Origin of the sequence: Nocardia sp. NPDC051570 (assembly GCF_044454005.1) — a bacterium.
In the GTDB taxonomy this organism is placed as follows: domain Bacteria; phylum Actinomycetota; class Actinomycetes; order Mycobacteriales; family Mycobacteriaceae; genus Nocardia.
Genome location: NZ_JBITDI010000029.1, coordinates 34,302 through 60,868, shown reverse-complemented (window position 1 = coordinate 60,868; position 26,567 = coordinate 34,302). Strand labels below are relative to the sequence as shown.

Below are 26,567 nucleotides of genomic sequence, written 5' to 3'. Positions count from 1 at the left end.
TCGCCCCGCCATACCCGACGACCCGGATACCATCGAAAAACCAATCCGAACCCGATCAAGCCAGGCCGCTACCGCCCTGCAAGATCGAGGTTAAGCTCCAGAAAACATCTGCGGGAGTCATCTCCCGCGTGCGTGGCGTCATCACCAGCGAATGACATCCTCACCGGATAAGACCGCAATTCCGTCCTGCAGTATCGGAAGGAGTATGTGATGCAGCTGTCGTCGTATTTGCTCAACGCCGTCGCCGACAACGGGGTGTCGAAGGTTTTCGGGGTGGCAGGCGACTACAATTTGCGGTTTCTGAGTCATATCGCCTCGGATGAACGGCTCGAATGGATCGGTACCTGCAACGAGCTCAATGCCGCCTATGCCGCGGATGGGTATGCGCGGGTGAACGGGTTGGCTGTGATCGCGGTGACCCACGGGGTGGGCGAGTTGAGCGCGATCAACGGTATCGCCGGTGCGTATGCCGAGCATGTGCCGGTGATCATGATCGGTGCGATGCCGAGTACCGACAGCATCACCGAAAAACGGATGATGCACCACACGCTGCAGGATGGCGACCTGTTGCACTTCGTCCGGGCCTACGGTGAGGTCACAGTGACGCAGAAGGTGCTGAGCGATCCGGCGACGGCGGCACGAGATATCGACGAGGCCATCGCGATGTGCCGGGCGAGCCGTCGTCCGGTCTATCTGGGTGTCCCGGTCGACATGATCGAGCGCGACATCGCGGTGACCGCACCGGGTCCGGTGTCCATCCCGGCCGTCGACACCGGGCAGAGGTCCGCCTTCGCCGCGGCCGTGCGCCGGGTCCTCGGCGACGCGCGGCAAGCCGTCGTGCTGGTCGGACCCGAGGTGGGCCGTTTCGGGCTGGCCGGTCGGATGGAGCGGCTGGCGGGCCTGGGTGTCCCGATCTGCAGTACCTTCGCGGCCAAAGGTGTGATCGACGAACGGCTCGCCGCGTGGGTCGGGTTCTACGATCGTTCTCCGAGTGCGGCAAGTGCCGCCGCGCAGATCGTCGAGCACGCCGATGCCCTGATCGTGGTCGGTTCCCCACTCGCCGACAACGAAGTCGGGTCGCCTGTTTCACCGGCCGTGGAACACGCACGGGTCCTGCTGCGGCCCGGTTTCATCCGGGTCGGTGAGGACACGTTCGATTCGATCGACTTCGACACGGCGGTGGCGGAACTGGTCGAGGCAGCCGGCGCGACGAGTTTCGGGGCACCGACCGTCACATCGGGCAGAAGGCCCGCCGCCGACGCATCGAACGCCACCGCGACCGTCCCGGGGCTGATCGCGCAAGCGCAGTTGTGGCCCGCGGTCGCGGGCGGGCTGGCCGACGGCGATACGGTCGTGGTCGAGACGGGAACCTCGCTTGCCGGTATGGCCGACCAGTCGTTGCCGGCGGACTGCCGGTATCTGACCCAATGGTTGTGGGGTTCCATCGGTTTCGCGTTGCCCGCGGCGTTGGGCGCCGGGCTGGCCGACCCGACACGCCGGCTGATCCTGGTGACCGGCGAGGGGTCACTGCAACTGACCGCGCAAGAGCTGTCCTCCTACGCCCGCTACGGCGTCGATGTCGCCATCGTGCTGGTCCACAACTCCGGGTACACCATCGAACGATCGCTCGACGGCTGGAACGCGGAATACAACGACATCGCCGAGTGGGACTACGAGCAGGTATTCACCGGACTGACCGCAGGGCGAGTACAGAACGTGCACGCCGAGACACCCGAGCAGGCGACCAAATACCTGCGCGAACACACGACCGGCATCACCGTGGTCCATGTGCACACCAGCAAACACGACGTGCCCCGGCTGCTCCGAGCCGTCGCCGAACAAACAGCGAACAGCCCGGAACGGCAATAAATCCCCTGACCGAATCCACCAACTACCACAACAGTCCCCGAACATCTCCGCAGACCGGAACGCCGGAGTCGCTATGCGATCAGTTGGATAACACGCACTTACTGCGGGATGCTCAGACAGGCGACCCTGGCGCCGGCCATACCGGCATGGCCATCCGTGGTATCGGTCTTCTGCTCGTGCAGGACGATCGAACCAGGTTCTGCCGTGCGGAAGGCCCACGCGACGGTCGAAACCTGTGTGGCGCTGCCGTTCTCGTCGGTGGTGAAGTCGAGCCAGAGCTCGTTCTGCGGGTTGGCATACTTCGCGTCCATCGACATCTTTCCCTTGGCGTTCGGGTCTTCGATGTTCTGGTAGTGGAAGCCGGAGTCGGCCGCCGACGCGCCGCAGGGCTTCACGTGTGCGTGTGTGCCGTAGACGCGGTTGGGGAGCAGGCCGGTGACGGTCAGCGTGGCCGTGGTGTTCTGGTCGTCACTGTCGAGGACAATCTTGGCGTGGCTGCCTGCGGGAGCCAGCGCCGTGTCGTATGTGACCGCGACGGCCCCGTCCCGCCAGGCCTCGAAGGTCCCCTCGGAGACGACGGTCCCGCAGGCGCTCGCGGGTGCCGCAGGAATCAGCAGAGCGGCGGCAATGCCGCCGAGTAAGAGTGGTTTGTAGTTCATGTGACCAGCCTCATGCGAGGCCACCAGCCACGTCAATGCGTCCATGTGGAAAGTTACGCCTCGAGAACCGCAATGGCCTTCCCGACCAGGCGTTGGCGATATGTGTTGCGCGAGTAGGGGTTTGGTCGTAAGCCAACCGCCGCACACTGCGTGACCAGTCCCGCAACGACCGACCTTCAGGAGAAGTGGCCGACTCTCGTCAAATCGGCTACCGCGCAGTGAGGCGCCGAGAATCTCGGCCCGTTGATCTTCAAGCCCGCCGCGGGCCGCTTCGATCCGCGCGCCACGCGGCATCTCCTCCTCGAGCTCTGTGCTACCCCGGCATCACGGCTCATCGGCCAATCGTCCGGGCTTGCGTCCGAATACCATCGACGTCGGCCCGATCAGGTGCCGCTTCTTGATGTGGACGAAGCCTGCCTGACGAAGCCAGCTCGCGCACTGTGTGGTCGTGGCTTCGAAGCCCTCGCGCATCTCCAGCATGATGTTCAGGCTGGAGAGGAAGCTGATGAGGTTGTGCCGGCGACCGGGGTCGGTCATGGCGTCGTAGACGAGCAACGCGCCACCCGGCGGCAGCGCCGCGTAGGACTTGGCAATCAATTCGCGCCGCTTGGTTTCGCTGTAGCCATGAAGCAGGTGGCCGAAGCAGATCACGTCCGCACTCGGCAGTGGACCGTCGTTCATATCGCCCGGCACGAAACGGATTCGGTCGCCGAGCGCGAACGACTCGACATACTCCTCGAAGATCGGCCCCACCGCGGGGAGGTCGTAGCTGACCCCGCGGACGTGGGAGTGGGTGAGCGCGACACGCACGGGCAGCGCCCCTTGGGCCGCGCCGACGTCCACGAACGTCCGGAAACGCTTCCAGGGGAAGCGCGTGGCGATGAGCATCGCCTCTCCGGTCGAGATTCCGGTCATCCCGGCCAAGAAATCCCGCAGCGCTGCCGGGTCACCATAGAGCGAGGAGAAGAATTCATTCTCTCCGCGTTCCTCCTCGGCCCCAGGACTGCCGGTTCGAAGCAGATCCCCCAGCCCCGACCACAGATCGTAGAGTCGATTGCTCGACAGCTCCATCAACCCGCCGATGTAACTGGGTTTGGCGCGGTCCAGGAACAACGCGGCCTCGCGCGAATTCGCATAGAGCCCGGCCCGATTACACCGCAACAGACCCAGATCGACGAGCGCCCCGAGGAACGGACCGGCAGCCCGCGGATGCCACCCGAGTCGGTCTATCAATTCTTGTTTCGACAGCGGACTCACCGCCAGCTCCGTGAACACACCGAACTCGACCGCCGTGAGGACGACCCGGGAGGACCAGAACGCCATCCCTGTCTGCAGGATCTTCTGCGGGTCGGCAAAGCGCCGCAGCACCGGACCGCCGACCCGGCTCTGAAAAGCCCGCATCAACAACAACTCACGGCGAATATCGCGAGCGCGACCAGCACCGGGTGCCTCGGCGGCCCCGTCCGCCCTCGCGGGAACCTCTCGACCCGGCAAGGGTGCACGGCCCTGGGTCGGACTCTTGGGATGTGCCATATGCGATTCCTCCAGTGTTCTGACCAACGTGCGAATCACCTGACAACCCGGTGCTTTCCGGGCCGAGCGAGAGGCGTGGGTCAATCACACCACCGACACCCCCGCGCCCGACTCGTCTTGCTGAAATGCGCCGGCGTGCAGCAGCGACATGGCGCAGCGTCGCAGGACGTGCGGATGAGGTTTCGGGTCGGATCGATGGGCATCGTCGGGCCGCGGTGACGGCGTAAAGCTCCTGATCGGGGCCGATGTCAGGAGACCCAAATGCCTTGTGAGATATGTGATCTGCATCGGGTTCGAGTCGCCCGGGTAGTGCGGGTTGTTGATCAGTCACCCACTGCTCCGTCGATGCGTTCGCGCAGCAGATCTGCGTGGCCGTTGTGCCGCGCATACTCCTCGATCATGTGTACATAGACCCAGCGCAGACTGTATTCGGCGGTGTGCCACGGCGGCCGGAAGGTGTGCTCGAGGGGCAAGTCGGCCACAGCGGCATTGCACGCTTGGATCTCACGGCGGAAGGCGGCGAAATCAGCTGCGGCGTTCGCGTCGGCCACGTCGTCGAAGTCGCTGTTCACGTTGTCGTCACTGCCGTAGACATACCCGAGGTGTTCGCCGCGGGCCCCGACGCGGAACCAGCTGCGCTCGGTCTCGGTCAGGTGCCGGACCAGACCGAGCAGCGACAGCGTCGACGGTGCGATCGACCGCTGCTTCAGCTGTTCGGCGTCGAGCCCGGCACATTTCCAGAGCAGTGTGTCGCGATGGCGATCGAGCCACGCCTGCAACATCGACCGCTCGTCGGCCACGAGCGGTGCCTGCGTCCGGACGATGTCGGGAGCGATCCAGGGCATGGGCCCGACCATAATCGGTGTTTGCTGGTTGTCGATTCGCTGGATCGGCGTGTTGCACATCGTTGGGTACCCGCCGCCCGCGCAGCGGCAGAGGCGGATGTCCGAAATGCCCTACCACGCTGCTGTCAGGTGGGTACGCATTGTCGAACGTCACGAACACTCCCGCCTGGCCGGACGGCGCGTGGACTCGCAGGGCTGAATCGTATTCGCAACGGCGGCAACGGTATTCAGGATACGATTGGTAGGCGGGTGGTGGGCATCCGTACGTCCTCCGCTCCCGACCGAGCATGCTCGGCACGTGGTCCCGGGTGGTCGGTGGCGAGGTAGGCACGAAGCGAAAGGGATGGTTCTCGCATGTTCGAAGATCAGCAACGCTTCATCCTCCGGAAGATCTCCAGGATCAACTACACCCACACGACCATGATCGACGGATACGAAGACGCCGAACCCGTCTACAAGCGGTTCCGCGACCTTCTCGGCCCTCTGTCCGACCATCTGAAGGAATTGCTGACCTACGAGTACGGGGGACGGACCTACAAGCAGGTCATGGGCACCCTGGACTTGGTCGGCGAGCGAGTGGGCAGCGACCGATTTCATCAGGACGACATCTATGCCGGGCTCGGGCTGGTCGCGAAACAGACGGCCGAGCGGGGGCCGTCGTCCGGGGCGACCGTCACCGGCGCGAGCTTCTCGGCCGCTTTTCTGGGCATCTCCCAGTACAAGCAGCAGATGAACATCGCCCTCGATGCGCAGCTACGAGTGCTCAAGGGTCTGAAGGATCGGGCAGCGCACACCGATAAGTCGAGGATGCAGGTGAACAACCTGCGCTTCGACCTGGAGACACTGCGGCAGTCCAAAGCTGCCCAATCCGCGGAATCGGTTGCGGCGGACAAGAAGCTGGAACAAGAGTTCACCGACGCCTCGACAGCAGCCTTGACCGAGATGACCGCCTTCATCGGGGACGATGGCGTGGAGGGCGTACTGCAGAAGATCGCCGAGGCACACCGCGAGTTCTCCGAGAAGTCCGCCCAGGCCCTGAAGTCCGTGGGGTGAACCCGAGCGGTGTTGCGGGCGATGGGTTTCCGCGCCAGCAGCACTCGCGCATCGGTAGAAGCAGATATTCCAGATGCGTTGGCGGCCAACCGGCCAGTGGTCGGCCGCCACGTGCTCAGATCGCGCCAGGCCATCGCGCCAGAGCCGGAACATCGTTCGGACGGTGTCGAACTCGGCGGGGTCAGGTTCGCACTCGAGTGCCGCCAAGTCCGATCCGATATCTGTCCACAACTGCGGGGTGAATATCTCGGCAAGAAGTTCAGCGCCTCGGCCCTGGGCCGGGCCATGGGGGACCGACAACCACTGTTTAGCCTCGCCACGATACAGAGGACCGTAATCTATAGCGGCAGAATATGTTTGGGCCGGTAACCTACATGAAGGAGTTGACGGTGGGTCTTCTTGCGTTCCTCGGGCAAGCCGGCGAGAAGTTGCTCGGCAAGAGCGACGAACAGGCCGCATCCGATCCGGCACGGGCCGATCAGACAGCCGCGGACGCGATCCGGAACTACATCGGCGCACAAGGCATCGACACCTCCTCGCTGACGGTTGCATTCGACGGCGTCTCGCGCACAGTCACCCTGTCGGGCAGCCTCTCCGACCCCGACACAGTAGCCAAGGCCATCGTGGCCGCGGGCAACGTCCAAGGCGTGGCAGCGGTCAACACTGACGGATTGCCGGAGGCCCCCGGATATCAGTTACCACGACGTCGTTTCCGGCGACAACCTGTCCAAGATCGCCCAAAAGTACTACGGCAACGCTTCGTTGTACGCCCTTGTATTCCAGGCGAATCGGCCCATGCTGTCGTCCCCGGACAAGATCTACCCGGGCCAGAAACTGGTGATTCCACCGCAGCGGTGAGTAAGCCCGGTGCCCCCGGACGGTGTGAGCGGTGCCGTCCGGAGGGCCACCCCGGGCGGTCCGCTGTCGGTGCCAGTCGATCCTGTCGATATCGACGGGCGTGGCCGCAGGCGTGCGTAGCGTTGTATTCGCTGTTGTGACAAGGCGATTGCATCATCAAAGGGGATAGTCATGACAGACGAATCGGCTTTGACATCGCAACAAGCACCGCTGGGCGGCGCGCTGCTGAATCGGCCGTTCCTGATCCCTTCCGAGGGTGTGGCACCTCGCTCGCCGAGCAATCACCGATCGTCGTAGAACACGACATCCTCGGGCAATGAGGCCAGGAATACCCGGACGACGCCCGGGTCTGGGTAGTCAGCTACGCCCTGTTGCTCGCCGCACGCGCGGAACGGGTGGTGCGGAGCGGATCAGATGGTTGGTCATCGGCATGAGCACGCGTTGGGAAGTGCTCTCGGCCAACCGGTTTGGATGGATGAACAATGCAGATGAACAATGCAAAGGGTCCGATCCAGCCTGTTCGCTCAGAACATTGTGTTGTCGTTCGTCGTGGCCTCGGGCACCGGCTGCACTACGTCCCAGTGCTCGACGAGTTTCCCGTCGCGGACCCGGACGATGTCCACCACGGCGGCGCCTCGGTCTTCGGACGAGGTCGTTATCAGGCTGTGCACGACGACCAGGTCGCCCTCGGCGATCAGGCGTTTGATGTCGTAGCGCAGTTCCGGCACCTGGGTGGTGAGCCCGGACACGAATTCGACGAACGCTGCGGGGCCGTCGGGAATCTGCGGGTTGTGCTGGACGTAGCCGGGCCCGAGGTACCGGTCGGCGGCCTCGGCGGGCTGTTTGTCGTTGAAGGCGAGGACGAAGAAGTCGTGCACGGTCTTCTTGTTCTGTTCGAGGTCGGTCATGGTGGTCCTTTCCGGGGTGTGGGTGCTTGGCGGTCTGGCCCGTAACGATCTAATCGACTTTACCTGTTATACGATGGCTGCGTTAGGTTCGCCACACGGTGGGCCCGATCGAGCAGGATGGAACAGTGACCGTGAGTACCGCGCATCAACCCGAGACCGAGGAGGATCGGCCTGCCTGGGCTCGACGACCAGCGCCGGGACGGCTCGCGCTGGTACAGCAGTTCCTCAACACCCACGCCTACCCGGGCCACGACGACGACTTCGCCTGCGCCGCAACGGCTCAGACGTGGTTGCGGCAGCACATACCCGCAGCACAGATCGCACCCGACGCCGATCCCGCCGACTATCGGCGCCTGCGTGACCGTCTGCGCGACTACGTGCGAGGCCCGTCCACACTCGCCGATTCCACGCGGTTGACGCGGACACTGGGACACCCCCCGCTGACGGTGGACATGTCCGCGACCGGAGACATCACACTGGTGTCGGCCGGTTCGGCCACCGAATGGCTGTCCGGCGAGATCGCGGCTGCCCTCGTCCTGGCTGTCGCCGACGGCTCGTGGCGGCGATTCAAAACCTGCGCCAACGACGAATGCCAAGCCATCTTCTGGGATCAGACCAAGAACGGGTCGGGCCGGTTCTGCACACCGGAGATCTGCGGGAATCGGTTCCGCCAGCGCCACTTCCGGGCCACCCACCCTCAGGCGAAGACGGCCGGTGACACACCGTCTTTCCGGGGAGCCTGACCAGACCGGCCAGGGTACGAAGTTGCGCTGGCAGTGGATCGGCGCGGGAACGCGACACCTGGTCCGCTGGATCAGGCACCGTCCGCGCACGAGAAGACTTGCACGACCTTCCGTATGGTTCGAGTGGTCGTTGTGCCTCCGTCGAACATCGGGACCACTCGCAGTTCGATTCCCAGCTCGGTGGAGATGGGTTGCCAGGATTGGTCGGGGGACAGAAACAGGTCCGGTCGCAGGCGGGCCATCACCTGTGCTGTCGGAGGCTCTCGACCGTCCGGTTGCGGTGCGATGAGCGAATAGTCGGCGTATCGGATCGCATCCACGACCTGAACCCGGATGTTCTCGTCATGGATGGGACGCTGGATTCCCTTGCGTTGCTTCACCCTTGCGTCGCTCGATACTGCGACCACCACGATGTCGGCGGCCTGTTTCGCGTAGCGGAACAGCGAGATATGGCCTGGGTGGAGCAGGTCGAACACGCCTCCCACCAGGGCGATAGTGGCGGCTCTGTGCCGTTCACGTAACGCGGGCAGCCCCGCGAACGTCACGATCATGCGGCCCGTTCACATGTCCGGATGACTGAACCCCCAGTGTCGAATGAGTGAACTCTGGTGCGGTCCAGCATATCTCGCGAGATGTTGCTGGTGTTGCTTCGTAGTCGGTCGCCACGCCTGTGCAGGTCTGGCGACTGCGTCCTGCCGGTTGGTGGTCACTCAGCCGCGTCCTCGAGCCGGATATCGCGTGGCGGAGTGACGACAGCATCTGCTGTCGCTATGCTCGGAGGATGGCACGCTGGGAAGGCAATGCACGCGGTCGGCTCGAACGAGCGGCGCTGGACCTGTTCACCGAGCAGGGCTACGACCGCACGACGGTCGCGCAGATCGCCCGGCGCGCCAACCTCACCGAACGGTCCTTCTACCGGTGGTTCGCCGACAAACGGGAGGTGCTGTTCGGCGGGGGCGAGGACTTCGAGCAACAGCTCGTCGCAGCGATCGACGCCGTTCCCGCGGATATCGGCGCGCTGCCCACGCTGCTGGCCGCGTTCACCGGCCTGCCGGAGGTGGTCCGTCCTCGCGAATTCCTGCGGGAGCGGTCGGCGGTCATCGCAGCCAATCCGCCGTTACAGGAACGCGAGCTGATCAAGCTGGTCTCGGTATCCGAGGCCCTCACCGCCGCCCTGGTGCGCCGGGGCTGCGACCGGCAGACCGCGCGCCTGGCCACCGATGTCGGCATGGCCGTACTCCGCTCGGCGACAGAACGGTGGATGGCCGACGAGCGAGCCGATATCACCCAGGTGTTGTCGGCCAGCGCGGCAGACCTGATCGCGATCACCGCGGACGACATCCTGAACGTGTCCGATCGCCGACCTTCGGCACTCGGCAATCCGTGACCGATCGTTCCGTGCCGGCGTCGACGTTTTCGGGCCGACCCTCTTGTCCGGTCACGCTCAGTTGTGCTGAGCCGCTTCCACTTTCAGCGTGACCGGGGTGGTTGCCGCGACCGGGGTGCCCGGGGCCGGGGACTGCTCGGTGATGGTCCAGGGTGTGGTGAGGGCCTTCGGGTCCTGGCGGACGTCGCTGCCGTCCGGGGCGGTCACCTCGGTGATGTCGTAGCACAGCGCCGCGCCGACCACCGTGGCGCCCAATGGCTTTCCCTGGAGGTCGGGCATCGGCTGCGGCCACTGCTGGGTCGTGCACTTGCCGCCCGCGGGCGCAGCGCCCGGTGCCGCGGCCGCCGAGGTGGTGGCGGACCCATTGGCGCTATGGGACTCCTGCCCACCGGAGCTACCGCATCCCGCGAGGGACGCAGCGGTGACGAGCAACGAGATGGCGATCGCGGTGCGGCGCATGCAGTTCCCCTATGTCCGATCGATGGATACGGCGGTTGCGGTCTGAACCCTAATAGGGCCGGGAATGCGCCAGCGGGCCGGGTTGCCGTGTGCGTATCGGTCAGCGCGATGCTCGACTACGCGATCAGTGCGTCGAGGCAGTTCATCAGATGCCCCCGAATCGCGGGCCAGTCGGACCATTCCGGCGCGCCTCCGGGGAGGCGAGCCGCGAGTGCCGTTCCGCGGATGGTTGCCACCGCCATATCCAGGAGACTGTCGAAGCCGTCCGCGGCGGCGTAGGTGGGCAGCAGTGCCGCCGCGCCGCGCCGTAGCGATTTCATGCCGATGGTCGTCAATTCGACTGCGTACCCGGCGATCTCGTCGTCGGTGCGGGCCACGTTGAACAGCTCGAAGACAGCGGGAGTGATGGGCAGGCAATGCACCTGCCAGAGACGATCCAGCAGCGATTCGGCGACAACGCGCTCGTCGGAATCCGGCACGTGCGTCGCACCGAATTCGATGAACTCGACGAACAGCTGATCCCCCAGCCGTGTCATCGCCGCCTTGACCAGCGCCAGCTTCGACGGGAAGTAATGCTGCTGCGCGCCCTGGCTCACGCCGGCCCGCTCGGCGACCACCCGCGTGGACAATCCGGCGTAGCCACTCTCGACCAGGACATCGACGGTGGCGTCCAGCAGCGCGCCGATCGTGTCGGCCCTGCGTTCGGCCTGGGTTCGCTTCGCGCCGCTCACCGGCCCAGGATAGCAAAGCAGGTCAGTCGACTTGTTAAGTCAGGTGACTTGTAATACGTTCGAAGACATCCGGCTCAGGAGGTCTTCGTGCACGACATATCGGCCCCGCAACCGACCCGCCAGTGGCTGCCCTCCGCAGCCGGTGTCGTGGTGTTCGCCGCGATGCTCGCGGACCAATCCGTGCGGCCCTTCGCGCTCGGCAACGCGGTCGCGCAGCTGGTCTTGTTCGGGCTCGTCGCCTGCGTTCCGGCCTGGCGCACGCGCCGGATGTCCTATGTCGACATCGCGTGGCCCTGGGGGCTGGTCGTGCTCGGCCTGGAAGTCCTGTTCCTCGGCAGGCTCTCCTCGTTCGTTGTCGCGATCGCCTGCTTCTACCTGGTCGTCGGCGCGCGGATGGGCCTCGCCGCGCTGCAGCTGTGGCGCACAGGCGATTTCGACGAGGAACTCCCCCGCTACCGTTATCAGCGACTGCGGTGGCAACACCGGTCCCTGGGCAGCGAACGCGCCGACCTCGTGGCCGAGATCCTGGTGCAGGGCTGGGCGAACTGCACGACGCTCGCGGTCCCGGCGGCACTCGCCATCGCCTCGGATCACCCGGCCATCTCGGTGATCACCGTTGCCGGACTGGCGCTTTGGGGCTGTTCGTGGATTCTCGAATCCACCGCGGACCTGCAGAAGCTCCGGTTCGCGGCGACCGCGCCGCGCGACGGTGTCAAACGCAGCTGCGAGGTGGGCCTGTGGCGGTACAGCCGCCATCCCAACTACTTCTTCCAATGGATGCAGTGGAACGCCGTCGTCCTCATGTGCCTGCCCGAGCTCATCGGGCATCTGGGCCGGACGAATCCGGTCAGCGCCGCGGGCCTCGTTCTCGGACTGCTCGGCGCCTCCGCGTCGATGTACTGGTGCCTGGTCTACTACACCGGCGCCGTCCCGGCCGAGTACTACAGCGTGCAGAAGCGTCCGGATTACCGCGACTATCAGACACGCACCAACAGGTTCCTGCCCGGACGGGTCCGCCGGTAATACCCGCCGGGCGGGTAGCGTGCTATCGCAACGGAAGGGAGCTCGTATCGTGCAACGCTTTGCCGCCCTGTGCCTGGCCGTCGCCGCCCTGTCGGTCGGCGGCACCGCATCGGCCGACGTTCCACCGCAGGTGACTCCCGGGGCCGATGTGTACAGCGGCTACGCCGCCGTCGCCCCCTCGTTCAGAGTCCTGACCGCGCACTGGAAGCAGACGGCGGTGACCTGCCCGCCGTCGGACCTGTCCGGGCTGGCGGGTGGCGTCACCAACACGGTCATGACCGGTGCGTCGATGCTGAGAATCCCCGGCCTGCTTGCCGTTCCGGAGGGACTGGCGGGGACGCTGTTCATTCCGCACGTCGCCATGTGGATCGGGATGGTCGGCATGAACGGCGCCACGGACCGCAACCTCATCCAGACCGGGACCTCGACGCTCTGCGCGGGCGGCGTGGCCCACAACATGGGCTTCTTCGAAACACCCTCCTTCAGTGACCAAGCCGGTGAGCCGATTCCCGATGCCGACGCGCCCGGCGTGCAATGGGAGACCCCGCCCACCGATCCGGGCGATGACATCACCGCCGCGATCACCTGGGACGGCGCGGCCACCTACCGATTGACCTTGGCCGACACCACAAAAGGCTGGCAATACGGCGCCACGCATCAGAGTCGGGTGGTTCCCACCGCGGCCCTGACCGTCTTCGAATCCATCCCCTACAACGTGCCCGGCTTCACCCCGGTCACCTTCACCGACATCACCGCCGACGGGAAACCCCTCGCCGCCTACCATCCCCAACCGCTGACGATCAGCTCGCCGCGAATCTCCCCAACCCCGCTGTCGGACAACTCGTTTACCGTTCCGGCACCCTGAGCGACGGCGCCCGACCGTCGCGAGCCTTCGACGCACTGTCGCTCTACATCAGCGCCTACACCCTGGAGATCTCCCTGGTCCACCAGCGCCGAGCGGATCAGGACGAGGAGTGGGTCACCAGCCGCGACGAGCTGATCGACCGACTCACCGCGCTGCCCGCCAGCACCTTCCCGCAGACCCGCCGATACGCCGCCGAACTGACCAGCGGCACGGGCCATGACCGATTCGACTTCACCGTCGGTCTGATCATCGACAACCTCGCCTAGCCGGACACGACGACAACTCCCACTCCCCCAACGCGATCGAGGCCTCCGCACGCCTGGATCAGGCTCGGCGGAAGCAACGCACCGAACCGAGCGGATGTAGGGAAAAGCGCCGAATAGGCCAATTCGCCGAATTCGTATTCGGCCGCAACATAATGCGGCGGCCGGGCCCGAAGGCCCGGCCGCGCAATACGTGGATGGCGGATGTTCGCCACGGATGACTGCTTGATCCAGGGTGAGGTCCGAGGGTCCGTGCACATCCCGAACCCCACCCGATCAGCGGTGTCTTGTACCGCGGGTGTCTGGATCGAACGATCCGCCCGAGGCAATTGTGCGCCAAACTATTCCGGTCGGGAGCGGTTTTCGCCGTTACGAACTGATGAAAATCGAATATCGGCATGTTTCGCGGAACGGGCATTCCGGTCACGAATCCAATTCGGACAGGGCACCTTCCAATCGGGCCAGGGCCGCGCGGATGCGCGACTTCACCGTCGACACCTGCACGCCCAGCTGCGCGGCCACCTGAGGGTAGGTGAGCCCGCGGTAGTAGGCCAGCATCACCGACTCGCGCTGCAGCGGCGTCAGCACGGTCAAACCGGTGCGCACACAGCGCAGATCGTGGCGGCGCAGGGTCTCCTCCACCACCGAGTCGATCGGCGGCCGGTAGTCGTTGACGCCCCATGCGTGATCGTGATCGGAGCTGGCCCGCTCGTGTCGCACCCGATCCACCGCCTGCCGATGCGCCAGCGTCCGCAGCCAGGTCGTCGCCGAACCGCGGCCCTCGTCGAATCCGGCGGCGCTGCGCCATACCTGGATGTACACGTCCTGACAGGTCTCCTCCGCATAGCCGGGATCGCGCACCACCGCCAGCACCCGGCGGAACACCAGGCCGTGGGTGCGGGTGTACAACTGCGCGAACGCCTCACGATCGCCGCGGCCCACGCGGCGCACGAGCTCCGCATCCGAACACGTGGGGGTGCACTGGTACCGGACGGCGCGGACGGGAACGAGTACGGCCACAACAGCCCCCAGACATGAGATGACGTCGGGAACCAGCCGTCGAGTTCAGGGACGCATGCCGGTACGAGATCCTGTCCGGGGGCAAGGGTTTCAGGACCCGATATGCGATTTTACCGGTTCGATCACAGTCGCAGTCCGAGTTCGACGATCGCCCGTGCCACTTCGTGCACCCCGACCCGCCGGCGACGGGCGTGCCCGCGGATCAGTTCGAAGGCCGCCTCCGGAGCGATGTGGTGCGCGCCCGCGACGAGGCCCTTGGCCTGTTCCACCACGATCCGCGAGGACAACGCGTGCTGCAGCTGATCGGTGAGCCGTTGCTGGCGTTGCAGTTTGTCGGCGGTGAGCAGATGACCCGCGGCCATGCCCGCCAGCGCCGCACCGACCGACAGGTCGGCGGCGGTCCACTGGCGCGGTCGCGAGGCGAACAGGCCCAGGGCGCCCACATGCGTATCGTCGAGCCGCATCGGGATCTGGGCCACCGCCGAAATGCCGTGGCGCACCGCGATGCTGGTGTACTCGGGCCATTCGTGGCAATGGGCGCGCAGGTCTGCCACCGCGACCGATTCACCCCGGCGTAGCGCCTCCACGCCGGGCCCGCGGTCGCAGTCGCGTTGGGCCGCTTCGACTTCGCGGAGGCCCTCGGGCGTGGCGCCCGCGACCTCACAGCGCCCGTCCTCGACGAGCGTGACCGCCGCGCCCGCCAACCCGAGCACCTCGGTGGCGGTGCCCATGAGTTGGCGCAGCACATCCGCTCTGGCATGGGCGTCGGGGAGCAGAACCAGCCGCGCCACCGCCGAGACCAGCTGTTCGTTGTCAGCCATCTGTCGAGCCACCCCCGTCCGAGCGGACGACCAGCGTCCGCAGCATCCATCGGGCACCGCATCGAGCCGAACCAATCGATGGTACGACCGACTGCCCTGTTCGTGAAACATTTGCGTTCCCTGGATGTTTCAGTTCGGTTGCGGTGTCAACGGCGCTCGACGGGAAACCCGCCGGGATGCCACCATGGAATGCCGTATCGCGTGACTCCCTTCGTCCAGCTCCGGGAGGCGCCATGGGGCCCGTGACCGACGACGAGCATCCCCTGCAGGGGGCGCTGGTCGACGCCATCGATCTGCTCGCACACGATTTCGACGTCGTCGATCTGTCCCAGCAGCTCGTCGACGCGTGTCCCGGGGTGACCGGTGGCGCCGACGCCGGCCTGTTCCTGGCCGACCATCGGCGCGACCTGCAGCTGTTGGCCTCCACCAGTGAGGAACCAGACCTGTTGGAACTGTTACAGGTCGAGGCCCTCGACGGTCCGGGCCGCCACACGTTCCGCACCGGCCTGCCGACCGCGGTGCCGGATCTGCGCAGCACCAATCATCGCTGGCCCGAATTCTGCCAGCGCGCATTGGATTTCGGCTATCGCTCGGCATTCGCGCTGCCGCTGCGCTGCCGGGGCGGCAGTGTCGGGGCCCTGACGATCCTCGCCGCCGCGCCGCGCGCCCTGGACACCGCGGATCTGCGCGCGGGTCAGGTGCTCGCCGATATGGCGGGGATCGGCATCACCGCCCAGATCGCGCTGCCGCATGTCGAGGCGATGACCGCACATCTGCCCGCGACGCTGCACGCCCGCATCGTGATCGAACAGGCCAAGGGCGTGCTCGCCGAACGCGGCGGCATCGATATGGCCGAGGCCTTCCGCTGCCTGCGCACCCACGCGCACAAGACCGGCAGGCGGCTGGCCGAATTGGCCGCGGCCGTCGTCGACGGGACCGAGGACACCGAACAGATCCTCGGCTGAATCACCCCGCCTCGAAGCGGATTCGCCGCGCCACGACCGCGGCGGCGACCTCGGCCAGCGACATGCCGTGGCCGAAGGCGTAGGCGCGCAGGCGGGCGTAGGCGTCGGGGACGGTGCTGTTGGATTGGGCGACAACCATTCCCGCGGCCTGGTGGATGGCGCGGCTGGCCAGGGGCTGTTCGAGCCAGAGCGCGTCATCGATGACGGGGGCCGCGGCATCGCCGAGCGGGGTGCGGGCCCGGATCAGTTGGGCGGTGATCAGGTCGGCGATATGCAGACCCGCCGAGAGAGTGGGGCCGTCGAGCCGGCCGGGGGCCTCGCGATACAGGTCCAAGGCGCCGAAGCGAATCGCACCGAGCCGCAGCGGCATCGCGATCATCGCGCCGGAGGCCCGGGTCCCGGCCAGGGCGTCGGCGAAACCGGGCCAGCGCCCGCCCAGACCCGCCAGATCGGTGACCGGCACCGGCAATCCGGTGGCCACCGCGTCCACGGCCGGGCCCTCCCCGACCGTCGCCTGCACGGCCTCCACTCCGGCGGCCACCTCGTCGCTGGTGAACCAGGGCTGTACGCCCGCATGATGTTCATCGATGACGATCGCGGCCCGCTGCACCGGCAGCACCCGCACACACGCATGGCATGCACCCGCGACACCACCCCCACCGGCCCGCAGGGCCGTCAGGAATCGCTCACTCAAATGCTCGAACCGTGTCACGCCGTGATCCCCACGAACTGCCGCATTCGTCGAGCGATCCGGGGCGGCGGCGCCGTCGTACGGAAACGATCTTCGAAACCCTTTGCGAGAGAACGTATCAGCGTTTTCCAGATTGCCACATTCTGTCGTGGCGCGCGACCGGCTCAGCCGTGCAGATACTGCACCAGATGTTCGCGTTCGGTCTGCAGTTCCGAGATGGCGCTTTTGACCACGTCACCGATGCTCACGATGCCGATCATGCGGCCGGCCTGCACGACCGGCAGATGCCGGATGCGATGGTCGGTCATGGTGGCGCGCAGGCTCTCCACCTGGTCCTCGGGCGAACAGGTATGCACCACCGTGGTCATGATCTCCGCGACCGGCCGGTCCAACAGGTCCGGTCCGCGGGTGTGCAGTCGACGCACGATGTCGCGTTCGGACACGATGCCATCGATGCCGATTCCGTCGGCCGACACCACGACCGCGCCGACGTTGTGTTCGGCCAGTGTCGCCAACAGGTCTCGCACGCTGGTGTCCGGCGCGATCGTGACCACGTCGCCGCCCTTCGTGCGCAGAATCTCCGAGATTCGCATGGCGCCGCCCTTTTGTCGTTGCCCTTGGTATCTCTCAGGATCCCGCGTTTTCGCGGTGTTGACCAGCAACGATTCCGGCGGGAACGATCAACCTCGCGGTGAAGTCAGGATCCGACGCGCACGAGGGAGTGCGCGAACCTGCCACGGGGGCACCGCTCGCGGACGTAGCATGCGGACGTGGCCGATGCGAACCGTCCCGCCGCGGTGCGGGTTCTCGTGTACAGCAGCGATTCCGACACCCGCAGCCAGGTGATACTGGCTTTGGGGAAGAACCCGCACCCCGATCTGCCCTCGTTCGACTACCTCGAGGTGGCCACCGCGCCGATCGTCATCGAGCAACTCGACGCGGGCGGTATCGATCTGGCGATCCTCGACGGCGAGGCCGCGCCCACCGGCGGTATGGGCCTGGCCAAACAGCTCAAGGACGAGGTCGCCGACTGCCCGCCCATCGTGGTCCTCACCGGACGCGCCGATGACGCGTGGCTGGCGAACTGGTCGCGGGCCGAGGCGTCGGCGGCGCATCCGATCGATCCGTTCCAATTGACCGAGGCTGTGGTCGGGGCATTGCGGGGGCGTAGCGCGGCGTGATCGCCGCTGCCGCGGATTGCGGTGGCCGGACACGATGTTCATCGGCCCGGCCGACCCGCTGAGGACCTGCGGGTCGTGCGTCTGCGACACCAGTCTCGGACCGGGGTCGCCAGCTCGAACATGTGCGCCGCCGCCCGGATCTCTCATATGAGAAGGTTCTCATTTTTCTCTCATTTTTCGTTATTACGGTCCAGGCATGCGAGACAGGTGTATTGCGGCTTGGCTCGGGCTGGTAATTGTGGCGACAATGGTTGTGGCAGGTTGTGGCGCGGATCGTGTCATACCCGCGCCGGCGAAGCCGGCAGGGCTGGAAAACTGGTTGTACACTTCGATCGGCGATTTCGATACAAACGTCAAACGCTTGATCGAGCGGCCAGATATTGCTGGTGTGCAGGTCGTAGTGCCGTGGAAGATGCTCGAGCCGAAGAAGGGTCAATATGATTTCTCGGCGATCGACGAGGTGCTGACCTATCTGACACCGCGATCCAAGAAGCTGTTCGTACAGATTCAGGACAGATTCTTCACGCTACCTGCCCGGCTTCCGCAGTACTTGCTCACCGATCCGGAATACGCCGGTGGTGCGGCGCCAGCCGAAGGTGACAATGGTTTGGGGGCGCAACCGCCCGGTGCCGTTGCCGCACAGTGGAATCCGAATGTAAGGGAACGGTTCCACCGCTTGTTGACCGCGCTGGGGCAGCGGTTCGACGGCAAGATCGCCGGGGTGAACCTGCCGGAGACATCGACACAGGTCGACACCGCCGAGGACAGAACCGGGTTCAGCTGTGACGCCAACTTCAACGCGACCCTCGACAACATGGAGTTCGGAAAGAAAGTGTTCACAAAGAGCGCGTTCGTCCAGTACATCAACTTCTGGCAGTGCGAATGGAAGAATGATCACAGATATATGGAGCGCGCATTCGAATTCGCGCAAGCGCACGGCGTGGGAGTCGGCGGGCCTGACGTGCTGCCGAACAGGCCGGCGCAGATGGACAACTCCTATCCATTCCTCAACCGCTACAAAGGTCAACTCCCCCTGGTGGCCATGGCGGTGCAGGAACCGGACTTCCAGTACACCAGCCCGGCAACCGGCAAGCCATATACCAAGCTCGAATTCACCGACTTCGCTGCCGATCACCTCGGTGCAAACATAATCTTCTGGGCCACCAGCGCACCCTGGCTCCAGCAAAACAACTGATGGCACCGGGAAATCTCGATGCTTATGAACAAACCCGCGCGGCTTGATCGCCGCTGCCACGGAGTGCGGTGGCAGCGGCAGGATCGTGTCGTCGAACAGGGCGCGGGCAGTATCGAAATCGTCGGGCGCCCAGGCGATGCGGTGCAGGTCCGGACCGGATTGGGTGAGCATTTCGGTGTAGAGGTTCTCGCCCGAGACCGGTGCGATCGGTTCGATCTCCGCCATGAGCTCAGACGCAAACGCGGGTGCTACCCCGGTGCTACCGTGGTGGGATGAAACTCTCGGTCAGCCTGCCGGACGATGCGGTTACCGCAGCGCTCAAACAAGAGCCCAACGTCTCCGGCTACATCTACCGCGCCGTCCGCCGCATGATGGTCGCCGAGGAACTGGCCGCTCTGCCGACACCCTCCAGTGATGAGCTCGCCTTCACCGAGGCCGCCGAAGCGGCAGCACTGGACGCCTGGGCCGCCGATGAGTGACGGCCTCACCGTTCAAGGCGAGATCTGGACGCTTCGCGGTGCACGCGACGTCGTGCACACCGTCATCGTGCTGGATTCGGTGCCACACCTGGTGCGCGGCGGGCTGGTGGCCGTGGCGTTGGTGATCCCGGCGCGGGAGGCTCCGAACGCGCGCGCTCTGCTCACTGTGCCGATCCCGGGCACGAAGGACGCAGTGGCGGTGTTCCGGCTGGGAACCTTCAGCGCGACACGGTTTCTCGAAAAGGTGGGGATGCTGGATCGCGATACGCTGGAAAACGTGCGGATGGCGCTGCGGGCGAGATTCGACCTGTAGCGCACCGGAATTCGCGAAAGCCCGCGCCCCTAGGGGAACGACCCTTCTGATACTACGGGAGGGTCCGGAGCCCGGGTCCGTCGTGCGACGGATTCGGTGGGGGCGCTTGGATTTCTACCGTGATCGGGATGGCTCGACCGCAGTGGTGGGCCGATCGCGATCTCGCGGATACCGGCGGCCGATCCCGGCGCACGGCATGGGGTCATGATGACCAATCCGGGCGGGTCCGGCGTTGCGGGACTGGAGTTCCCGGTGGAGCTCGGCACGGTCCCGCCGGAGTTGCGCAACGGCTACGACCTGATCGGTATGGACCCGCGCGGCAATGGTCGCTCGGCGCCGGTTTCGAGCTGAGTCCGCGGGCATGATTACGGCCTGCGCAACGAGCTGGGAGTTGATCGTTGGGTCGACGAACACGCCGCGGGCCGAGGAGAATGTTTTCCAGTCCATGAGGGCCGCACGGACCTCTCGATAGCGCGGAAGCGCATAGAGGTTGTCACGGGACAGATACACCACCGGGCCCAGCGCGCGGAGCTCTTCGTAAATCGGATAAGGGTCGATCCGCGCCTCGGGGGTGTAGAGGTCGACATCGCTGACCGGTATAGCGGACACAGTGACTCCGGGGAAGATTCGAACGATTGGTTGATGGCATCAAATTCGTTGGAGCGCTGTGGCTTCCAAACGTTGATGCAGGCTTGGTAAGCGTCGTAACGGATTTCGACTCAGGTCGCCGCGCCGGGCACGCTCGGCGGAGCACGCGGGTCCCTGCTCGGGCTCGGCGTGAGCTGGTCTGCTGCGGGACGGACGAGGGAGCGCACGCCGAGTGCGCGTGTGGTGTCGGGTCGGTCTAGCCGAAGTTGGTATCGGCGGGCAGGCCGGACTGGCGGACTACGTCGGCGAAGTTGTAGTAGTCGTCGTCGCTCACGATCTGGTTGCCGCGCAGCTGAAGAACGGCGACGGCGGGCACGGAGAACGGTTTGGGTGCTCCGGCCAGCTGTCCGCTGAATGTCCAGTTGATCGCCACCTTGTCGGCGCCTCCGAACGCGTCGTTGACCTTGATGGAGGCGCCCGGGATGAACTTCTTGGTGTTGCTTGCCCATTCGACCATCCCGTCATGGCCGTGGTAGGTGCGATCGAAGGCGTGGTCGGTGTAGCGCGAGTCGTCGGTGGTGAACAGGGCGGCCAGGCGCTGCGGGTCGCTGTTGTTCCAGGCGGCCTCCCAGTCGGTGGCGATGGCCGGATTCCCTTGTGCCTGAGGCTTGTCGGATTTATCGGAACCGCATGCGGTCAGCGCGGATACTCCGGCGAGGCCGACTGCGGCGACGGCGACAGCGGTGACGGCGGAGCGACGGATGGTGGTCATGATTTCTCCAAAAGACAGCGGTTGACTTGCGTGGTGGGTCGACTGATGAGCTCGGCAACGGTGAGGTCGGGCCGAGCGGGTAGATGTAGGTGGATTCAGAGAGACGACTCGGGACCGTGCTTTGCGTGGCCGGGGTTGGGGTGAGTCATCCCCTCGGTCAGGACCTTCGCCCAGCGTGGCTGCGAGCCGTCGTCGTCGGCGAGACCGGCGGCGACGATGTAGTGACAGAGCTGGCCGTAGGCCATGAACTGCTGCACCGCGGCGTCCGGGGCTCCGGTTCGTTCCTTGATGAGGGTGATCACCCGCTCCATCCCCCGTCGAGTGGCCGCGGCGATCTCGGGAACGTCGACGGCGCTCAAAGCGTGGACCTGCAACATCATCAGGTCGCGGTTGGAGATCAGATCGGCGTAGGCATCACCCATCGCCGACAGCACGACATCGGGCTTCTCGTCGGGCATTCGGTCCGCGACCTCGCCCAGGGTCGTGACGATCCGTTCGTGGCAGTGTTCCAGCGCTGCCACGAACAGACCGAGCTTGCCGTCGAAGAGCCGGAACACGTACGCCTGCGAGATACCTGCCGCCTCGGCCACATCCGTGACCGGCGTGGCCCAGTAGCCCTTGCGAGCGAACACGCTGACCGCCCGCGAGATGACGATCGAGCGACGGGCCTCCGCGGTGGATCGGAACGGACTCGGCTCGGTTGCCACGGCACCTCCTTCATGAGTGAGTGATCACTTACTATGTGACTACACACTCACAACTTTGTCAATGGGCTAGTGCTGCAGTCGAACTCGGTGGATCTGGTGGCAGCGATCGGGAGCCGACCGTCGCGGTCGTAGCCGGTGCTGCCGGATGCTCACTCAGTTCCGAACTGCTACATCGCCTGCCTACGCACCCGCCCGAGGTCATCCATTCCGGAATCGGCCGTAATTTCACCGTCGTTTCGGTCTGAGTGAGCCGATGTGGCGCTATCCCGGAATGACGAAGCTGCCGTGGCCGGGGAGGTGTGGTTGATCGGTGTCGGTGGTGACCTCGATACGACCCGGGGTCCTGCTCGTGTTGATCGGGACCCAGAGTGCGTTGTGGCTGCCGTCGTCGCCCAGCGGGATGGGCCGGGTCACGCCGCTGGTTCCGGCGTCGAGATTTCGCCAGCTCACCGTGGCGTTCAATCCGCACGAAGAGGATCCGACAGCCAGGGACGTGAGCTCTGCTCGAATCCACATCACCTGGTCACCGAAGAAATCCCGGGCCGGATCGTAGAAGGCCTTCACCTGGCCGAAGCAGGGCAGCTCCCCGCCGCCGAGGGTTGTGGCCGGGTCGAGGGTGGTGACCGGATCAGCCGATGCGGTCCCGGTCGTACCCAGGATCGCGCCGATCAGGACGGCGGAAGTGCACAGAGATCGACGCCAAGCCACGGATACCTCCTGAGCTCGAATTCCGATACCCGAGAGTACGGTATGGCCCTTCCTGGTCGGCGAAACGACACCGTGACCAGCTGCGGATTTCGCGGTCCAGGTCGCGGTGTGGGACACGCACCGGCTGGACGTCGGCCGGAATGTGCAGTGCTGCAGGGGGGATCGCCAGAGGCGGTGGCCTTGTCTGATATACGTGAGTGGATCCAGTTCGTAGGCAACGGATGTCGCGTCCGAACGGGAACCACAGCAGGCAACGAGTTGGGAGTGAAATGGCAGTCGGTGCAGGACATTGGATGTCGGACCCCGATCCCACCGTCGACTTCGCCTCCCTGCACGGAATCGGTGACATCAGCGGACTGGACGTAAGTCAGCGGCGGCGAATCGGCTCCGGGAATCGGTTGAGTGTTGCGATCGGTGTGACGGAGAACGGGTCTCGGTTGGTTCTGGACATGACGCCTCGGGCGTATGGCGGCATCGGACCACATGGTCTCCTGATCGGGTGCACGGGATCCGGCAAGTCCGAACTGTTGCTGTCCCTCGTGCTGGGGCTCGCCGTCGAGCACGGTCCGGAGCAGGTCAACTTCCTGCTTGCTGATGCCATGGGCGCCGCAACGTTCGATTCCGTCCGCAATCTGCCACAGGTTGCCGGTTACTTCCCGAACTTCAGCGGCGGTGACGACTGGCAGACTTCGGGTGGGCAGATGATGGAGGTCGTTGCCAACGAAGTCTCACGGCGGTTGGACCACATCCGATCCCTCGGTGGTTTCCGCAGCTTCTCCGAATACGCATGGGCGGCACGGAATGCCGGTGTGCCCACCGATCCGATGCCGGTGCTCGTCGTCGTCATCGACGAATTCGCCGAACTCATGCACACCCATAGACGGGAATTCTTGGATACGGCCACAATGGTCGGCCGCTTCGGCGAGGCCGCAGGGGTGCATATGCTGCTCGCCTCACAACGACTCGAAGAACGAGTTACGCACGCCATCGACAGCTACCTGACCTACCGGATCTGCCTGAATACCTTCTCCGCCAACGAATCCCGAGAAGTGCTCGGTGTACCCGATGCCTACCACCTGCCAAGTATCCCCGGGCGTGGACTCCTTCGCGCGCCTGATGGGTCGATCACCGGTTTCCGAGCCGCCTATTCGTCGTACCGCATCCGTACCCGGCACACCAGCGACCCCTACGACGATGGCAGCCTTCCCTTTTCCGAGGTGCTCGCCACCGCGCTCATATCCGGTACGCCCGCACGCCGCCTGGAGTGAGTGACGGGCCGATCGGTCACCGGGAGAACCCGAATATGGCTGCGGCATGGCCCTTTTGGATGAGGCACAGCAGGCTGGTCCTACAGTGGGGGTTGTGCGAGCGATCGAACTCGGCATCGGTCAGCGCTTCCTTCGCCTCCCGGCGGGCCGCGGTCTGTTCATCGGGCACCGGCGCGGGCGCGCAATCGGTCAACAGATGCCGGTTCATGGTCTTGGAGACGATCGCAGACAAGGAATCGCCGGTCAGCTCCACCGCCCGGCGGCCGAGCGAGATCGCACCAATATCGAGGCTCAGCGTCACCTTTGCGGTTGCCATACCTGAAGACCGTACCCGCCAACGGGTTTCGGTATGTCAGTCGTCGGTCAGCAGTCGGTCTTTCAGGCGCTCGATTGTGGTGGGGGTGATGCCGACCGTGGTGGTGAGGTAGTCGAGGGGGGAGCCGTAGGTGGTGGTGAGGTCCTCGAGGGTCAGGCGCATGATGTCCTCGTGGGCGCGGCCGTAGCCGGGCGAGCGGAGGGTTCGGCCGGGGTTCTGGGCGTGCCAGTTCGCGATGAAGTGGGGGGTGGCGCGTTCGGTGAGGGCGAAGTCGGTGAGGATCTGGTCGGTTGAGATGTCGAGGGCGGTCAGGAGCAGGGCGGCGATCAGGCCGGTACGGTCTTTGCCTGCGGCGCAATGGAAGACGGCGGGACCCTCGTCGGTGGCTATGAGCTCCAGGACCTCGCGGATCTCGACGATGCCATCCGCGGCGACTTCGGCGTAGTGGTCGGCGAGGTAGCGCCAAGGATCGATATCAGGGTCGACGTCGGCATGTTCGTAGGGGCGATGTTCGATGCTGTGGTTGGCGTAGGCGAATCGGTCCGATTGCGGGATTCGGCCCGCGGCCTCGATCTCCCAGGGGTACCGCAGATCGATCACGGTGCGGATTCCGAGTTGCAGGAACCGGTCCCAGTCCTCGCCGCGCAGCTTTCCGAGTGAATCGGATCGGTACAGCTGGCCCCAGCGCACCGTGCGGCCGTCGGCCGCCTGGTAGCCGCCGAGATCGCGGAAGTTGTGCAGTCGCTCGAATTCGATGTGCCGCTTCATATCTCACGCCAGGTTAGAGGGTCGATCGGCCGATGTCACCAACCCGAGGCGAACAGGTCCTGACACAGTGTCGCGAATGGCAGACCCTCCGTCTCAGAGGGCGTTCAGGCGTCGAGCCTTGCTGGGCATGGTGAGTTTCACCAGGATGCCTGCCCTGCCGCGAACCTGTGAGCGGGTGCGGTCGTCCAGGTCGAGCACGATGTTCAGCATCGGTCGTCCCAGGACCTCCGCTACCCTGCGGTCCATCCGGTGGATGGCGATTCGAGACCAGATCAGCTGTGCCGCAGCACGTCCGAGCACGAATAAGGCCAGCCACGCCGAGCCCCACAGCCATGGCGACAGCCCGAACCCGCCGGCGAAGAAGCTGAGCAGCAGATACGGTGCGAGCACCACGAGCGTCGCGGCGGTCAAGGGGTAGTACCTCCCGGTCCAGAGGATGTCCAGGAGCACCACGGCCTCGGCAAGTGCGCCCTCCTTCTCCTGTGCCGAGAGTTCGGTGAAGACGGGGCCGATCACGACAACCGGTTGTTTCTTCCGGAAGCGTGCCTGCACGCCGTCCACGCGCCACTTCGACACCATGCCCGACTCGACATGCGGTGGCCGCGCGTCGAATCTCGCCGCGAGTTCTTCGGCATGGGTACTGATCTGAGCCAAATCCACCGGCATGATCTACCAGACGGAAGTGAACTACCTGGGGGCGCGGAGGTCTTCGACGAGGCGGAAGCGTTCGAGTACCACTCGCGTCGTGTCGTCGACGGTGAAGGTGGGGTCGCCGAGTACATGATGCATTTCCGGGCTGTGCCAGAACGTTTCGTGGCTCGTTCGCCAATCCTGGATCGTGGCATCACCTTCGCCCTCGTCCTGTGCGTGGGCGAGGTCGACCTGTGCGAGCGGCACGATGCGCACGCTGGTCACCTCGATGACGGCGACCGGGTGGTGCTCCGAGTCGATCACCACCGAACGCGTGCCGGGCTCGGGCAGTGGTTCACCGTCGCGCTCGTATTCGATCACCAGGCCGGTGGTCGCGGTCTTGGCGCCGTCGAGGATCGCGGCCACCAGTTTGTCGCGCAGGGGGCCGGGGAACGCGAACTCGGCCGTCGGAAGTGACGCGAGATCGGCGGGTTCGATCATGGCTCGATGTTATGTGCTCGCCGATCCCCCGGTGTGCAGCCTTGCCGCGGTGAGGGTCTCGGCGGCGAAGCGGGCGATGGAATCGGCCTGGCGGGCACGGGCTTCCGGATGGGCGGTGCGCTGGTCGAGGGTGGCGCGGATGCGCTGCAACGAGATGGTGGCCTCGCCCGCGGCTCGGCGGAGCACGGTGAATCGCTCGTCGAGTTCGCGGTAGGCCAGGGCGATATCGTCGTAGCGGCGGTTGAGGTCGGCGATGTGGTCGAGCAGTTGCTCCACCTCGTGTGTGCTCAGTGTGAGGTCCGGATTGTCCGCTCCGGAGAGGATCGCCTCACCCGCGATCTCGGCACAGCGAGCGTGCAGCACATCGAGAATGTCGGGCACACGGTTCAGGATACGGGCCGTCGCCCCGGCCGGAAAATGGGCGAAACGACGTCGCGAAAACACACGA

General features: G+C 65.3%; 34 protein-coding genes. 14 read left to right on the top strand and 20 right to left on the bottom strand.

The annotated features are described in order from the left end of the window. The first annotated feature begins 210 nt into the window (after positions 1-210). A complete protein-coding gene (locus tag ACIA76_RS40740) occupies positions 211-1,869 on the top strand; it encodes an alpha-keto acid decarboxylase family protein (RefSeq protein WP_397160436.1) in 1,659 nt (552 codons plus the stop codon). Between the two features lie 98 nt (positions 1,870-1,967). Here ACIA76_RS40740 and ACIA76_RS40735 read toward each other — a convergent pair whose 3' ends face one another. The 3 genes from ACIA76_RS40735 to ACIA76_RS40725 form a co-directional block, all read right to left on the bottom strand. Beyond that, positions 1,968-2,573: a superoxide dismutase gene (locus tag ACIA76_RS40735; RefSeq protein WP_397160434.1), complete on the bottom strand. Its 606-nt coding sequence runs from the start codon at positions 2,571-2,573 to the stop codon at positions 1,968-1,970. Between the two features lie 279 nt (positions 2,574-2,852). Continuing rightward, entirely contained in the window at positions 2,853-4,061 is a 1,209-nt protein-coding gene (locus ACIA76_RS40730; RefSeq protein ID WP_397160432.1) for a methyltransferase, read from the bottom strand. Between the two features lie 323 nt (positions 4,062-4,384). Further along, positions 4,385-4,906, bottom strand: a complete 522-nt coding sequence (locus ACIA76_RS40725; protein WP_397160431.1) for a DinB family protein — start codon at positions 4,904-4,906, stop codon at positions 4,385-4,387. Between the two features lie 354 nt (positions 4,907-5,260). Between ACIA76_RS40725 and ACIA76_RS40720 the strand changes: the two genes are divergently transcribed. Next, complete coding sequence (locus ACIA76_RS40720) at positions 5,261-5,959, top strand: hypothetical protein (protein ID WP_397160429.1); 699 nt, start codon at positions 5,261-5,263, stop codon at positions 5,957-5,959. A gap of 663 nt (positions 5,960-6,622) precedes the next feature. Beyond that, a complete protein-coding gene (locus ACIA76_RS40715; protein ID WP_397160446.1) occupies positions 6,623-6,817 on the top strand; it encodes a LysM peptidoglycan-binding domain-containing protein in 195 nt (64 codons plus the stop codon). 524 nt (positions 6,818-7,341) lie between these two features. Here ACIA76_RS40715 and ACIA76_RS40710 read toward each other — a convergent pair. After that, a complete protein-coding gene (locus tag ACIA76_RS40710; RefSeq protein ID WP_397160427.1) occupies positions 7,342-7,725 on the bottom strand; it encodes a nuclear transport factor 2 family protein in 384 nt (127 codons plus the stop codon). A 125-nt stretch (positions 7,726-7,850) separates the two neighbouring features. Between ACIA76_RS40710 and ACIA76_RS40705 the strand changes: the two genes are divergently transcribed. Continuing rightward, positions 7,851-8,468, top strand: a complete 618-nt coding sequence (locus ACIA76_RS40705; RefSeq protein WP_397160425.1) for a CGNR zinc finger domain-containing protein — start codon at positions 7,851-7,853, stop codon at positions 8,466-8,468. Positions 8,469-8,539: 71 nt separating this feature from the next. Here the strand turns inward: ACIA76_RS40705 and ACIA76_RS40700 are convergent, their stop codons facing one another. Then, positions 8,540-9,019: an adenylyltransferase/cytidyltransferase family protein gene (locus tag ACIA76_RS40700; protein WP_397160423.1), complete on the bottom strand. Its 480-nt coding sequence runs from the start codon at positions 9,017-9,019 to the stop codon at positions 8,540-8,542. A gap of 230 nt (positions 9,020-9,249) precedes the next feature. On the opposite strand from ACIA76_RS40700, the gene ACIA76_RS40695 reads away from it, so the two are divergent. After that, positions 9,250-9,855 (top strand): TetR/AcrR family transcriptional regulator, encoded by a 606-nt coding sequence (locus ACIA76_RS40695; RefSeq protein WP_397160421.1) that lies wholly within the window; start codon positions 9,250-9,252, stop codon positions 9,853-9,855. Between the two features lie 57 nt (positions 9,856-9,912). Here the strand turns inward: ACIA76_RS40695 and ACIA76_RS40690 are convergent, their stop codons facing one another. Then, entirely contained in the window at positions 9,913-10,314 is a 402-nt protein-coding gene (locus ACIA76_RS40690; RefSeq protein WP_397160419.1) for a hypothetical protein, read from the bottom strand. A 116-nt stretch (positions 10,315-10,430) separates the two neighbouring features. Next, entirely contained in the window at positions 10,431-11,045 is a 615-nt protein-coding gene (locus ACIA76_RS40685) for a TetR/AcrR family transcriptional regulator (RefSeq protein ID WP_397160417.1), read from the bottom strand. 87 nt (positions 11,046-11,132) lie between these two features. On the opposite strand from ACIA76_RS40685, the gene ACIA76_RS40680 reads away from it, so the two are divergent. Next, entirely contained in the window at positions 11,133-12,068 is a 936-nt protein-coding gene (locus ACIA76_RS40680) for a DUF1295 domain-containing protein (protein WP_397160415.1), read from the top strand. Between the two features lie 49 nt (positions 12,069-12,117). Then, complete coding sequence (locus ACIA76_RS40675) at positions 12,118-12,933, top strand: G1 family glutamic endopeptidase (protein ID WP_397160413.1); 816 nt, start codon at positions 12,118-12,120, stop codon at positions 12,931-12,933. 97 nt (positions 12,934-13,030) lie between these two features. On the opposite strand, the gene ACIA76_RS40670 is transcribed toward ACIA76_RS40675, so the two are convergent. From ACIA76_RS40670 to ACIA76_RS40660, 3 genes are all read right to left on the bottom strand, one after another. Beyond that, positions 13,031-13,183, bottom strand: coding sequence for a hypothetical protein (locus tag ACIA76_RS40670; RefSeq protein ID WP_397160411.1), 153 nt, complete (start codon positions 13,181-13,183; stop codon positions 13,031-13,033). 436 nt (positions 13,184-13,619) lie between these two features. Then, positions 13,620-14,216 carry a sigma-70 family RNA polymerase sigma factor gene (locus ACIA76_RS40665; RefSeq protein WP_397160409.1) on the bottom strand — a complete coding sequence of 199 codons (597 nt, stop codon included), beginning with the start codon at positions 14,214-14,216 and terminating at the stop codon, positions 13,620-13,622. A gap of 122 nt (positions 14,217-14,338) precedes the next feature. After that, positions 14,339-15,037, bottom strand: a complete 699-nt coding sequence (locus tag ACIA76_RS40660; RefSeq protein ID WP_397160407.1) for a GAF and ANTAR domain-containing protein — start codon at positions 15,035-15,037, stop codon at positions 14,339-14,341. Between the two features lie 233 nt (positions 15,038-15,270). Here ACIA76_RS40660 and ACIA76_RS40655 point away from each other — a divergent pair, with 233 nt between their 5' ends. Beyond that, entirely contained in the window at positions 15,271-16,002 is a 732-nt protein-coding gene (locus ACIA76_RS40655) for an ANTAR domain-containing protein (protein ID WP_397160403.1), read from the top strand. Position 16,003: 1 nt separating this feature from the next. On the opposite strand, the gene ACIA76_RS40650 is transcribed toward ACIA76_RS40655, so the two are convergent. Both ACIA76_RS40650 and ACIA76_RS40645 read right to left on the bottom strand, forming a co-directional pair. Continuing rightward, the gene (locus ACIA76_RS40650; RefSeq protein WP_397160401.1) at positions 16,004-16,714 is read right to left on the bottom strand and encodes an ANTAR domain-containing protein; all 711 of its coding nucleotides are present in this window, start codon (positions 16,712-16,714) and stop codon (positions 16,004-16,006) included. 143 nt (positions 16,715-16,857) lie between these two features. Beyond that, a complete protein-coding gene (locus tag ACIA76_RS40645) occupies positions 16,858-17,286 on the bottom strand; it encodes a CBS domain-containing protein (protein ID WP_397160399.1) in 429 nt (142 codons plus the stop codon). Positions 17,287-17,463: 177 nt separating this feature from the next. Between ACIA76_RS40645 and ACIA76_RS40640 the strand changes: the two genes are divergently transcribed. The 5 genes from ACIA76_RS40640 (at position 17,464) to ACIA76_RS40620 (ending at position 20,212) form a co-directional block, all read left to right on the top strand. After that, a complete protein-coding gene (locus ACIA76_RS40640) occupies positions 17,464-17,874 on the top strand; it encodes a hypothetical protein (protein WP_397160397.1) in 411 nt (136 codons plus the stop codon). A gap of 196 nt (positions 17,875-18,070) precedes the next feature. Next, positions 18,071-19,069 carry a hypothetical protein gene (locus ACIA76_RS40635; RefSeq protein ID WP_397160395.1) on the top strand — a complete coding sequence of 333 codons (999 nt, stop codon included), beginning with the start codon at positions 18,071-18,073 and terminating at the stop codon, positions 19,067-19,069. 272 nt (positions 19,070-19,341) lie between these two features. Further along, positions 19,342-19,548, top strand: a complete 207-nt coding sequence (locus ACIA76_RS40630; RefSeq protein ID WP_397160393.1) for a hypothetical protein — start codon at positions 19,342-19,344, stop codon at positions 19,546-19,548. After that, positions 19,541-19,861, top strand: coding sequence for a hypothetical protein (locus ACIA76_RS40625; protein WP_397160391.1), 321 nt, complete (start codon positions 19,541-19,543; stop codon positions 19,859-19,861). The genes ACIA76_RS40630 and ACIA76_RS40625 overlap by 8 nt, the downstream gene beginning before the upstream one ends. Before the next feature lie 204 nt (positions 19,862-20,065). Beyond that, on the top strand, positions 20,066-20,212 hold the full coding sequence (locus ACIA76_RS40620) for a hypothetical protein (protein ID WP_397160389.1): 147 nt from the start codon (positions 20,066-20,068) through the stop codon (positions 20,210-20,212). 493 nt (positions 20,213-20,705) lie between these two features. Here ACIA76_RS40620 and ACIA76_RS40615 read toward each other — a convergent pair whose 3' ends face one another. The 3 genes from ACIA76_RS40615 to ACIA76_RS40605 form a co-directional block, all read right to left on the bottom strand. Beyond that, positions 20,706-21,221 (bottom strand): nuclear transport factor 2 family protein, encoded by a 516-nt coding sequence (locus ACIA76_RS40615; protein ID WP_397160387.1) that lies wholly within the window; start codon positions 21,219-21,221, stop codon positions 20,706-20,708. A 95-nt stretch (positions 21,222-21,316) separates the two neighbouring features. Continuing rightward, entirely contained in the window at positions 21,317-21,928 is a 612-nt protein-coding gene (locus ACIA76_RS40610; protein ID WP_397160385.1) for a TetR/AcrR family transcriptional regulator, read from the bottom strand. Positions 21,929-22,189: 261 nt separating this feature from the next. Further along, positions 22,190-22,636: a hypothetical protein gene (locus ACIA76_RS40605; RefSeq protein ID WP_397160383.1), complete on the bottom strand. Its 447-nt coding sequence runs from the start codon at positions 22,634-22,636 to the stop codon at positions 22,190-22,192. Between the two features lie 293 nt (positions 22,637-22,929). On the opposite strand from ACIA76_RS40605, the gene ACIA76_RS40600 reads away from it, so the two are divergent. Next, positions 22,930-23,904 carry an FtsK/SpoIIIE domain-containing protein gene (locus ACIA76_RS40600; RefSeq protein WP_397160381.1) on the top strand — a complete coding sequence of 325 codons (975 nt, stop codon included), beginning with the start codon at positions 22,930-22,932 and terminating at the stop codon, positions 23,902-23,904. A 16-nt stretch (positions 23,905-23,920) separates the two neighbouring features. Here the strand turns inward: ACIA76_RS40600 and ACIA76_RS40595 are convergent, their stop codons facing one another. The 5 genes from ACIA76_RS40595 to ACIA76_RS40575 all read right to left on the bottom strand — a co-directional run bounded on the left by ACIA76_RS40595 (position 23,921) and on the right by ACIA76_RS40575 (position 26,500). Next, positions 23,921-24,220 (bottom strand): hypothetical protein, encoded by a 300-nt coding sequence (locus ACIA76_RS40595; protein ID WP_397160379.1) that lies wholly within the window; start codon positions 24,218-24,220, stop codon positions 23,921-23,923. Positions 24,221-24,256: 36 nt separating this feature from the next. Beyond that, complete coding sequence (locus ACIA76_RS40590; RefSeq protein WP_397160377.1) at positions 24,257-24,988, bottom strand: tyrosine-protein phosphatase; 732 nt, start codon at positions 24,986-24,988, stop codon at positions 24,257-24,259. Positions 24,989-25,081: 93 nt separating this feature from the next. Next, positions 25,082-25,642 (bottom strand): hypothetical protein, encoded by a 561-nt coding sequence (locus ACIA76_RS40585; RefSeq protein ID WP_397160375.1) that lies wholly within the window; start codon positions 25,640-25,642, stop codon positions 25,082-25,084. A gap of 33 nt (positions 25,643-25,675) precedes the next feature. Further along, positions 25,676-26,119, bottom strand: coding sequence for an ASCH domain-containing protein (locus ACIA76_RS40580; RefSeq protein WP_397160373.1), 444 nt, complete (start codon positions 26,117-26,119; stop codon positions 25,676-25,678). A 9-nt stretch (positions 26,120-26,128) separates the two neighbouring features. Beyond that, positions 26,129-26,500: a hypothetical protein gene (locus ACIA76_RS40575; RefSeq protein ID WP_397160371.1), complete on the bottom strand. Its 372-nt coding sequence runs from the start codon at positions 26,498-26,500 to the stop codon at positions 26,129-26,131. Positions 26,501-26,567 lie beyond the last annotated feature (67 nt).

Excerpts from the sequence above, each read along its gene's own strand:
- ACIA76_RS40695 (WP_397160421.1), top strand. The coding sequence starts at position 9,250 with ATGGCACGCTGGGAAGGCAATGCACGCGGTCGGCTCGAACGAGCGGCG.
- ACIA76_RS40710 (WP_397160427.1), bottom strand. The coding sequence starts at position 7,725 with ATGACCGACCTCGAACAGAACAAGAAGACCGTGCACGACTTCTTCGTC.
- ACIA76_RS40655 (WP_397160403.1), top strand. The coding sequence starts at position 15,271 with ATGGGGCCCGTGACCGACGACGAGCATCCCCTGCAGGGGGCGCTGGTC.
- ACIA76_RS40595 (WP_397160379.1), bottom strand. The coding sequence starts at position 24,220 with ATGGCAACCGCAAAGGTGACGCTGAGCCTCGATATTGGTGCGATCTCG.
- ACIA76_RS40590 (WP_397160377.1), bottom strand. The coding sequence starts at position 24,988 with ATGAAGCGGCACATCGAATTCGAGCGACTGCACAACTTCCGCGATCTC.
- ACIA76_RS40635 (WP_397160395.1), top strand. The coding sequence starts at position 18,071 with ATGCGAGACAGGTGTATTGCGGCTTGGCTCGGGCTGGTAATTGTGGCG.
- ACIA76_RS40670 (WP_397160411.1), bottom strand. The coding sequence starts at position 13,183 with ATGATCAGACCGACGGTGAAGTCGAATCGGTCATGGCCCGTGCCGCTG.
- ACIA76_RS40735 (WP_397160434.1), bottom strand. The coding sequence starts at position 2,573 with ATGGACGCATTGACGTGGCTGGTGGCCTCGCATGAGGCTGGTCACATG.
- ACIA76_RS40690 (WP_397160419.1), bottom strand. The coding sequence starts at position 10,314 with ATGCGCCGCACCGCGATCGCCATCTCGTTGCTCGTCACCGCTGCGTCC.
- ACIA76_RS40630 (WP_397160393.1), top strand. The coding sequence starts at position 19,342 with ATGAAACTCTCGGTCAGCCTGCCGGACGATGCGGTTACCGCAGCGCTC.
- ACIA76_RS40625 (WP_397160391.1), top strand. The coding sequence starts at position 19,541 with ATGAGTGACGGCCTCACCGTTCAAGGCGAGATCTGGACGCTTCGCGGT.
- ACIA76_RS40700 (WP_397160423.1), bottom strand. The coding sequence starts at position 9,019 with ATGATCGTGACGTTCGCGGGGCTGCCCGCGTTACGTGAACGGCACAGA.
- ACIA76_RS40730 (WP_397160432.1), bottom strand. The coding sequence starts at position 4,061 with ATGGCACATCCCAAGAGTCCGACCCAGGGCCGTGCACCCTTGCCGGGT.
- ACIA76_RS40615 (WP_397160387.1), bottom strand. The coding sequence starts at position 21,221 with ATGACCACCATCCGTCGCTCCGCCGTCACCGCTGTCGCCGTCGCCGCA.
- ACIA76_RS40720 (WP_397160429.1), top strand. The coding sequence starts at position 5,261 with ATGTTCGAAGATCAGCAACGCTTCATCCTCCGGAAGATCTCCAGGATC.
- ACIA76_RS40740 (WP_397160436.1), top strand. The coding sequence starts at position 211 with ATGCAGCTGTCGTCGTATTTGCTCAACGCCGTCGCCGACAACGGGGTG.
- ACIA76_RS40645 (WP_397160399.1), bottom strand. The coding sequence starts at position 17,286 with ATGCGAATCTCGGAGATTCTGCGCACGAAGGGCGGCGACGTGGTCACG.
- ACIA76_RS40600 (WP_397160381.1), top strand. The coding sequence starts at position 22,930 with ATGTCGGACCCCGATCCCACCGTCGACTTCGCCTCCCTGCACGGAATC.
- ACIA76_RS40660 (WP_397160407.1), bottom strand. The coding sequence starts at position 15,037 with ATGGCTGACAACGAACAGCTGGTCTCGGCGGTGGCGCGGCTGGTTCTG.
- ACIA76_RS40725 (WP_397160431.1), bottom strand. The coding sequence starts at position 4,906 with ATGCCCTGGATCGCTCCCGACATCGTCCGGACGCAGGCACCGCTCGTG.
- ACIA76_RS40620 (WP_397160389.1), top strand. The coding sequence starts at position 20,066 with ATGATGACCAATCCGGGCGGGTCCGGCGTTGCGGGACTGGAGTTCCCG.
- ACIA76_RS40580 (WP_397160373.1), bottom strand. The coding sequence starts at position 26,119 with ATGATCGAACCCGCCGATCTCGCGTCACTTCCGACGGCCGAGTTCGCG.